This window comes from Micrococcus terreus (genome assembly GCF_900116905.1).
GTDB classification, from domain to species: domain Bacteria; phylum Actinomycetota; class Actinomycetes; order Actinomycetales; family Micrococcaceae; genus Citricoccus; species Citricoccus terreus.
In genome coordinates this window covers 1-7,078 of record NZ_FPCG01000023.1, presented here as the reverse complement: position 1 = coordinate 7,078, position 7,078 = coordinate 1, and the positions used below count along the sequence as shown (strand labels likewise).

The 7,078-nt window shown below is 66.3% G+C and carries 8 protein-coding genes and 1 pseudogene; 2 read left to right on the top strand and 7 right to left on the bottom strand.

The genetic code is table 11. The features are described from left to right. The 4 genes and pseudogenes from BM355_RS13895 to BM355_RS13880 all read right to left on the bottom strand — a co-directional run. Positions 1–450, bottom strand: a pseudogene (locus BM355_RS13895) (IS5 family transposase); the annotation flags it as partial. A 92-nt stretch (positions 451–542) separates the two neighbouring features. After that, complete coding sequence (erm, locus tag BM355_RS13890) at positions 543–1,370, bottom strand: 23S ribosomal RNA methyltransferase Erm (RefSeq protein WP_091699737.1); 828 nt, start codon at positions 1,368–1,370, stop codon at positions 543–545. Between the two features lie 642 nt (positions 1,371–2,012). Continuing rightward, on the bottom strand, positions 2,013–3,209 hold the full coding sequence (locus tag BM355_RS13885; protein ID WP_068426060.1) for an MFS transporter: 1,197 nt from the start codon (positions 3,207–3,209) through the stop codon (positions 2,013–2,015). Positions 3,210–3,226: 17 nt separating this feature from the next. Continuing rightward, entirely contained in the window at positions 3,227–3,790 is a 564-nt protein-coding gene (locus BM355_RS13880; RefSeq protein WP_068426063.1) for a TetR/AcrR family transcriptional regulator, read from the bottom strand. A gap of 100 nt (positions 3,791–3,890) precedes the next feature. Here BM355_RS13880 and BM355_RS13875 point away from each other — a divergent pair, with 100 nt between their 5' ends. After that, complete coding sequence (locus BM355_RS13875; protein WP_218154355.1) at positions 3,891–4,541, top strand: hypothetical protein; 651 nt, start codon at positions 3,891–3,893, stop codon at positions 4,539–4,541. On the opposite strand, the gene BM355_RS13870 is transcribed toward BM355_RS13875, so the two are convergent. Beyond that, positions 4,538–4,975, bottom strand: a complete 438-nt coding sequence (locus BM355_RS13870; RefSeq protein ID WP_091699734.1) for a hypothetical protein — start codon at positions 4,973–4,975, stop codon at positions 4,538–4,540. The two genes, BM355_RS13875 and BM355_RS13870, sit on opposite strands and share 4 nt — an antisense overlap. Positions 4,976–5,014: 39 nt before the next feature. On the opposite strand from BM355_RS13870, the gene BM355_RS13865 reads away from it, so the two are divergent. Then, positions 5,015–5,596 carry a TetR/AcrR family transcriptional regulator gene (locus BM355_RS13865; RefSeq protein WP_091699731.1) on the top strand — a complete coding sequence of 194 codons (582 nt, stop codon included), beginning with the start codon at positions 5,015–5,017 and terminating at the stop codon, positions 5,594–5,596. Between the two features lie 126 nt (positions 5,597–5,722). Here the strand turns inward: BM355_RS13865 and BM355_RS13860 are convergent, their stop codons facing one another. Continuing rightward, the gene (locus tag BM355_RS13860) at positions 5,723–6,715 is read right to left on the bottom strand and encodes a DNA-processing protein DprA (protein ID WP_091699729.1); all 993 of its coding nucleotides are present in this window, start codon (positions 6,713–6,715) and stop codon (positions 5,723–5,725) included. A gap of 183 nt (positions 6,716–6,898) precedes the next feature. Continuing rightward, positions 6,899–7,078: transposase (locus tag BM355_RS13855; RefSeq protein WP_143109533.1), on the bottom strand; the 180-nt coding region annotated here is incomplete at its 5' end.

The following is a 7,078-nucleotide window of genomic DNA, read 5'->3' as shown; positions in this document are numbered from 1 at the left end:
CGGGAGCGCCCGATGCCGTGACCAGGCGGTTCAACCTCGGTCAGCGGCAGTTTCTTCTGATTCGCCCCGGCCCCCTGTGTCCTGGTCCGGGCGGGTCGTGTCCGTGGAGTACTGATGGGCTCCGGCGATGGTGGCATCGACCGAGACGGCCCAGTCGATCATCCCGGCCGCATCGGCCTCGACCAGCACCTGGGTCAGGACTCGGTCCCAGGTGCCGTCCGCGGCGTAGCGGCGGTGGCGTTTCCACACCGTCTGCCACGGCCCGAACTGCTCCCGGGGCAGGTCCCGCCACGGGATCGCGGTCCGGTACCGGTAGGCGATGCCCTCGACCACCCGCCGGTGCTCCCCGAACGGGTGCCCGCGCCGGCCCTGATTCGAGGGCAACAACGGCTCGATCCGCGCCCACTGCTCATCCGTGAACACCCGATACCGCGATCCCGTTGACCTCACCCGACCAGCCTGCCGCGAGCCTCATCACCGATAAGGGAGACACGCCCTAGCTGTTGACGTGTAGCGGCAGGCCTGATGCCGCGCTGCGATGGTCATCGACGGCGCCTCCTCGACTTCACCTGCTGCGTCTGCGCACGGTGTGCAGGCGGTGAAGAACCGGTGGTCTTGAATAAATCCACCCATGCCTCGACGGGCATGTCCTTCGGGAGTCCTGCAGCGGTCATGCCGTGGCGTGTCAGCCACGCCTGTGTCGTCTGTGGTGACCCGAGTGAGGTGGTGCGCGCGAGGATCTGTGCAAGCCCGCGGCCGGGACCGGTGTAGACGCGATGGACCAGAGCGTGGAACTGGCGTCGCCGTGCCGGGGACAGCAGCGCATGTTCGCGACGGTGAATGGTGAGGATTCCGCCGTCGACTCCCGGACGTGGGGTGAACGCGCGGGCTGGAACACGACTGTGCAGCGTGAACTCGAACCAAGGCGCCCATTGCGCCGTCATCATCGTGGCACCACCAACACCCGCTCTGCGCCGCGCAACCTCCCATTGCACGAGCACGATTGCATCGATCCATGCGGGGGCGTGCAGAATGCGTCGCAGCATGGCCGTGGTCTGGTGAAACGGCAGGTTGCCGACGAGCACGTGCGCCGACGTGGGAAGCCGGTAGGTCAGGAAGTCCTCGGCGACGACCTCCACATGTGACGGGAGGCGTCCGATCAAGCGCCGGGCGAGCCGGGTGTCGATCTCGACGGCTGTCACCCGTCGCCCGAGCTGGGCCAACGGGGTGGTGAGTGCTCCGTCACCGGGGCCGATCTCGATGATCGGGCCATCGGTGGCAGCCACGAGCCGTGTGATCGTGGCAATGGTGGATGGGTCAGTCAGGAAGTTCTGGCCGTGCTCATGACGGCCACCTCGATAGGTAGGCACTGTTTGCTCCGTGGTTGTTGCGGAGCCGGGCACGCTGAAAGAGCCGCCCGGCCGTGATCACCGGGTGCGGGAGCAACAACCTGTGGAGGGTGCCCGCCGCTGTTAGCGGCTGCGCAGACGCAGCGAAGCAGTGCCGTAGAACAACATGCCCACCAGCGTAGGTGACCCGGCTGCCGGTCAGCAACTCAATATCCCGTCTCTGCTCAAAGACGCGGAGATCCGTATCAATGCTGGCCAGTACGAATCCCGAGCTAACCCACGGCCGCAGAGCCTCGGCATCATCGAGATTCGTTCCGTGAGAGACCTCGACAGATCTGCCACGCGTCTTGCAGATCGAGGTTGGGAGGCTGCCGGCTCACCTGTATGGGGAGCGGGTGAGGGGTGGTTTGGGTGACGGTGTCGATGCGGGTGATGAGTGCGGGTGACGGCTATAGGTACCTGCTGCGCACTGTGGCGGCTGGTGATGGTGACCGGTCGTTGTCGACTCCGTTGACTCGCTATTACGCCGAGGCGGGCACCCCGTAGGGGAGCAAAAGTAGTCACGTCTCGCTCGGCTTGTTTCTGCGGTTCTCAGCCTACTGCGCGGGGGCGCGTCCTGCCCAATGTCATCGAACGAAGCGCGCCCCCCGAGTCCGGGTTCGGTCAGTTGCTATGTGCTCCTTCGTGCTGTCGTATTGGGAGCCGTATCAGGGCTATTGAGCCAACGGCGAGGAAGAGGACTGCGCCGAAAGTCATCGTCGCGGCGAAGCCTGTTCGCTGTACCCCGAACCCGGCCAGGAGCGGCCCGAGCGCCAGCCCACCTGCGTAGGCGAAGTTGTAGAGCGCGAACGATCCGCCGAGGGTCGGCGGGCTCGACCGGAACCCCTGCTCGCTGATGAGCGTGGTCGCCGGGGCCAGCAACAGCGCCGAGGAGACGCCGAGAAGCCCCATACCGACGCAGGTCTGCCACAGTTCACCGGCCCAGCCGATGACCAGCAGAGAAGCGGCGGCAGCGGCAACACCGGAACCGATGAGGACCCTCGGCGATGCCGTGGCAACGTACTTCCCGACAATGGGATTGGCGATGATCGCCGCGAGCGAGGCGAGCCCGAAGAGCAGGCCAATGATGAGCGACCCGGCCCCGAGATGCACGGGCAGCACGGGTTCGATGGCGGAGAGCGCACCCGCGCCGATAGCGATGGCGAGGACGATAGAGAACGAGCCAGGCACCCGTAGCACCGCGAGCGGGCCTGCGGTGTCGTCGGTGACCCGTGGAGAGCCTTTGACGAGGACGATGCGCAGCACCCCGTCAGCCAAGGCGATTCCGGTGGCGAGCAGGAACGGGGAGGCGGTGCCGAGGTGTTCGACCATGAACCCGGCAAGTGGCGGGCCGAGCAGCACGCCGAGTGTGAGGCTGGAGATGGCGATCCCCATCGCCTGACCACGCTTCTCGAAGCTCGTCGTTGCTGCGATCAGGGAGAGCGCGGCAACCCAGGACATGCCGCCTGCGATGCCCTGTGCCAAGCGAGCGACAAGGAGTAACCAGTAGGGGCCACCGGTGGCGAACAACAGGGTTGCAGCGGCAAGCCCGACCAGGCCGATCAGGAGCGGGGTCTTCGGGCCGTGCCGGTCGACGATGCGCCCGGCGAACAGCGTCGCGACGATCATCGCGACCGCGTAGGAGGCGAAGAGGATGCCGGTGGCGGCTGGCCCCTGCTCGACCACGGCGGGGAGCAATGGGAGCACGGGCACGGCCAGGCCGTGCACGAGCATGTCGGTGAACATCGCGGCCGAGCCGACAATGAGTGCGCGGGCCGGGGTGGTGCCTCGAATATGCGAGGCCGGGTCGTGTGTCGTCATGAGGTGACGAGTCCTTTCTAGGTGAGCAACCCCCTTGCCAGTGCCGTCATGGCGGCGCTCAATTCGTCGGGTTGCGGAAGATCATCGGGTCGGGTCACCGCAGTCACGGTGAGCCCTTGTAAGAACACCAGCGCCAAGCCCGCGACCGTCTCAGAGTCGGCCTCGCCCGTGCTGGGGAGGGTGGCAGCGATCTGATCGCGCCAGGCATCGAGAGCGGCGTTCTTCTCCGAGCGGTCAGTGAGCGCTTGCGGGGCGACGAGCACGGTGCTCGCAGCCAGGGCACGGAACAGGGCGTCATCTCGCAGCAGCGTCACGAACTCCGTCAACAGCGCTGAGAGTGTCGCCTCGCCGTTGTGGACGAAGAGGTGGTTGCCGTACTCGGCCCAGCCCCACGTGAGCGCTTCCTCCAGCAGCACGGCCTTGGAACGGAAGTGGTGGTGCAACGCTCCGCGGGTGAGACCTGCACGTTCAGCGACATGCTCGAACGTTGCCCCCCTCCACCCCTTCTCTTCGAAGGCCATCAACGCCGCCTCAAGCAACGCCAGACGCGTACGCTCCGCGTCCTCAGCAGTCCGTCTCATACATACAGGCTAACACGTATGATTACCTTCGCATCGATTCATAGTCCACGCCGCGTTTCTACAGCCCGCGTGTCGGCCCCTCATGTCGCGGGGCGTTGCGATGGGGATCGTGCTCGAACGGGTCGGTGAGCTGCCGTGCCCGCTCCGCTGCCTGCTGCTTTCGCTGTTCCTGCTCGGCGCGTTGACTGCGGAACTGCGCCGGGCCGAAGCCAACCACCACAACGTCGACACCCTTCTACCGCGCCTCGTTCGGGCTCGTGGGTTTGCTGACGCCGACGACATCGCGTCGGTGATCCATCACCGCCTCGCCAACGCCACCACCCGACCCGCCGGCTCCGGCCGCACCCGACAGGCACCGCGTCTCATCGCCGGGCTGATTCCCGAAGCCACCGGACCCATGACCCCCGACATGCAACGGGCTCTGACCGAGCGCCGCCACCTCATCGAAACCCGGGCAGAAGCAGTCCTCGACACCGCCCTCCACACCCACGAACCATGGGTTACAGCACTCGGCCCGATACCCGCGACTGGGCGGGAGCGGCAGCAGTGGCGACGCCGCGCCCTGGTCGTCGCCGCCTACCGAGACCGCTACCAGATCACCGACCCGGCCCCACTCGGCTCCCAGCCGGAGAGCACGGCCCAGAAGATCGACCGCGCCCGAGCCGAAACAGCACTACGGACCCTGGCCCGCCCGACCATCCACGACGAGCGCCGGCGCCCCGCACCGCAGGCGTCTCGCCAATTGGTCTAGCGGTTGTCTGGGGCACGTTGCGGGCAGAGGTGGGGTGCGATCAGGAGGAGGCCGTAGGCGAGGACGAGGAAAAACGCGACCGGGCCTTGCTGGTTCCCTGAAAGCGTCGGGTACTGACCGGCGGCGGCTCCGTACACGATGGCATCCAGTAGGAGCCCGGTTGCTGAGATCGTGGTACCGAACAGCAGCCGGAGCATCAACGAATCATCGCGGCGCTTACGGAACAACAGGTAGCCGACCATGGCGACACCGAGAGCGAGCAGACCGAACACGATGATCACCGGTACGCCACTCCAGGCCCCGGCGTCAGGGACGAGGACTGTACCTGCCGTGACAAGCAGCCCGGTGGCGATCACCCAGATCACGACGCCATACCCAACGGCAACGAGCACGTCGCGTCGGCTGGGCAGCGGGGGAGGAGCGGTGAGCAGCATGCGACCATATTACTGAAACGACTGTGGTAAGAATAGGGTGTGGCCCGCCCAAAGAACCCTCAGCGCACCAGTGACCTGCTTGACGCCGCAGCTCAGGTGCTGCAGGAGCGCGGTATCGCCGGTGTCACCCTGCGGCCACTCGCTGCGGAGTTGGGAGTCTCGCCGCGAACGCTGCTGTATCACTTCGGCAGCAAGGAAAAGCTGATCACCCAGGCCATCCGGCACCTCCGCCACCAGCAACCCACACTCGCGAAGGCACTTGCTCCAGACCAGCAGCCCAGCACGGGTGCGGTGGCCCTTGGCGAGGTGGTCAGGAGCATGTGGGAGGAGCAGAAGCAGGAGCAAGCGCGGCACTTCCTCGCGCTGTACTTCGAACTCGCCGCCCTAGCCATCCGCGACCCCGACACGTACGGAACCATGCTCCACGAACTCGACCACGAGTGGACCGACGCGATCACCAGTCATCTACAGACCCGCGGCCTTGATGCGCACGAGGCTGCTTCGCGGATGACAATGCTGATGATCCGGTACCGCGGGGCACTGCACTACGGGCTCGTCACAGGAGACTGGGACGCGGCTGACGCGGCGATACACGCTGCCGTCGGCGCTACTGACGTGTGAACGCCCAGGAATATCTGCCCGTAGCTGTGGCCGTGGCGTGGGCCCGCGGAGGGGGCTTGTTGATGGCCCTCATGTTCTCGGGGGTTCGAGGCCGGGGCGCCTGGTCGATGTCGCTACGCGTCGGCACTACATCGAGCGGCCGGGCGACTCGGATACCGGTGCGTTGCGCCGTTGGAAATCGGCAGACAGTTCCGCCCGTTCCTGGAGATGCTGAGGCGGAAGGTGCTCGACGTCGTTCGCCGAGGCCACCAGCCGGGCAGTTCCTGCGCGGAGAAGCTCGTGGGTGCCAATACTCGACACGCTCGTAACCGGCCCGGGCACCGCTGCGACATCACGACCCAAGCGATGCGCTTCTCGGGCCACGCCCAAGGCTCCTGATCGTGCGGCCGCTTCGACGATCACCGTTGTGCCAGACAAGGCAGCAAGCAGCCGATTGCGAGCTAGGAAGCGATGCCGCGTCGGCACAGCCCCGGGAGGCAGCTCGCTCACCAGGGCACCGACATCAGCGACCTGGTTCAGCAGGTCGTGATGCCCGCGAGGGTAGAGCCGGTCCACGCCTCCGGCCAGCACCGCGATCGTGTCACCACCAGCAGCCAACGCTCCACGATGCACTGCACCCTCGACCCCAAAAGCACCACCAGCGACCAACAGGCGCTCCCGACTCGCCAGATCACCAGCCAACTCGCTGGCGACCCGCTCACCATAAGACGTGGACGCACGAGAACCGGTCACGGTGACCAGGTCCTCCAACGGGCGCGCGAGGAACGACGTCGCGCCACGCACGAACAGAACATACGGGGCACGCTCCCCAAGATCATCCAAAGCCCGCGGCCACTCCACGTCACCCGCAATCAACGTGGCGAAGCCCCCGTTCTCGACCGTCCGCAACCGCTCACTGAGCCGCTCGACCTCCTGTGGAGAGAACCGGTCACGCCACACCTGTGCATCCACCCGGCTCAGACCCGGAACTGCGGCATCACTGTCGAGCAGCCTCAGAGTCTCGACAGCACCCCGCTGCTGTAGCAGACGACCAGTCGTTGCATCGTCGGGCTCGGCCAACAACGACAGCACCACCCGGGCACGACGTTCATCAACACCAAGACCAGCAACACCAGACATGACGGCTCCTCCTCGACCGGACTTCGCCGAGAAGGTGCGCCAACGCAGCCCGCGAGCCTCGCGAGGCGGTCAGGCCGTCGGTGCTGGTGAACGCGACGGCAAGCACCGCTCGCGACGCTCAGCAGCGCGGGCTCGCACCAACAACACCACGCTTACCGGGCCCATCACTAGGGCGTGTCTCCCTTATGCGCGTAGCCAGGTGAGGATGGCGCAAATGGTGACGGCGGCGCGGTAGGTGATGGCGAGCTTGTCGTATCTGGTGGCCAGGCCGCGCCATTGCTTGGCCAGGGCGAAGTACCGTTCCACGACGTTGCGCCCGCGGTAGGCCTGCCCGTCGAAGGCCGGGGGTCGCCCGCCGCGACT